Genomic DNA, 1,398 nt, shown 5'->3' with positions numbered 1-1,398 from the left:
TTGTCATCAGTCTGAGTTATACTTCATAACGTTTAATTATCCCTATTTATTCAGAAGGAACAAAAAATGGCTAACTATTTCAACACATTAAACTTACGCCAACAATTAGATCAATTAGGTCGCTGTCGTTTTATGGATCGTAGCGAGTTTGCTGACGGTTGTAATTTCTTAAAAGGCAAAAAAATCGTTATCGTAGGTTGCGGTGCACAAGGTTTAAACCAAGGTTTAAATATGCGTGATTCTGGTTTAGATATTGCTTACGCATTGCGTGCAGAAGCGATTGCAGAAAAACGTGCGTCATTTACTCGTGCATCTGAAAATGGTTTTAAAGTTGGCACATACCAAGAGTTAATCCCAAGTGCAGATTTAGTGATTAACTTAACACCAGACAAACAGCACTCTAAAGTGGTTGCAGATGTAATGCCTTTAATGAAACAAGGTGCCGCATTCGGTTATTCACACGGTTTCAACATTGTTGAAGAAGGTGAACAAATTCGCAAAGACATCACTGTTGTAATGACAGCACCAAAATGCCCAGGTACAGAAGTGCGTGAAGAATATAAACGTGGTTTCGGTGTGCCGACTCTTATCGCTGTTCACCCTGAAAATGACCCGAAAGGCGAAGGTTTAGCTATCGCAAAAGCGTGGGCATCAGCAACAGGCGGTGATCGTGCTGGCGTGTTAGAGTCTTCATTTGTTGCTGAAGTTAAATCTGACTTAATGGGCGAACAAACTATTCTTTGCGGTATGTTACAAGCAGGTTCTATCGTATGTTATGACAAATTAGTCGCGGACGGTAAAGATCCAGCATATGCAGGTAAATTGATCCAATACGGTTGGGAAACCATCACTGAAGCCTTAAAACAAGGTGGTATCACGTTAATGATGGATCGCTTATCTAACTCTGCGAAAATTCGTGCCTTTGAATTAGCGGAAGAAATTAAAGAACAACTTAACTTCCTATACTTAAAACATATGGATGACATCATCAGCGGTGAATTCTCATCAACAATGATGGCAGACTGGGCTAATGGTGATGCTAACTTATTAAAATGGCGTGAAGAAACAGGTAAAACCGCCTTTGAAAATTCACCAAAAGCAGACGGTATCAAAATTTCTGAACAAGAATACTTCGATAACGGTGTAGTAATGGTTGCAATGGTTAAAGCTGGTGTTGAAATGGCATTTGATGCAATGGTTGCAAGCGGTATCTATGAAGAATCTGCTTACTATGAGTCATTACACGAATTACCGTTAATTGCGAATACTATCGCTCGTAAACGTTTATATGAAATGAACGTGGTAATTTCAGATACAGCAGAATACGGTAACTACTTATTCTCACACGTTGCAACGCCAATTCTTGCAGAGAAATTAATCCCGATGTTACAAAAAGGC

At 39.5% G+C, this 1,398-nt stretch carries 1 protein-coding gene; it reads left to right on the top strand.

Translation table 11 applies throughout. The features are described 5' to 3' along the window. Positions 1–66: 66 nt before the first annotated feature. A partial coding sequence (gene ilvC, locus A1D25_RS08985; RefSeq protein WP_157395348.1) for a ketol-acid reductoisomerase occupies positions 67–1,398 on the top strand: 1,332 nt, incomplete at its 3' end.

It is taken from the genome of Ursidibacter arcticus (assembly GCF_009761375.1).
In the GTDB taxonomy this organism is placed as follows: Bacteria; Pseudomonadota; Gammaproteobacteria; order Enterobacterales; family Pasteurellaceae; genus Ursidibacter; species Ursidibacter arcticus.
Note: the sequence above shows the minus strand (reverse complement) of the source record. Positions and strands in the feature narration are given on the sequence as shown.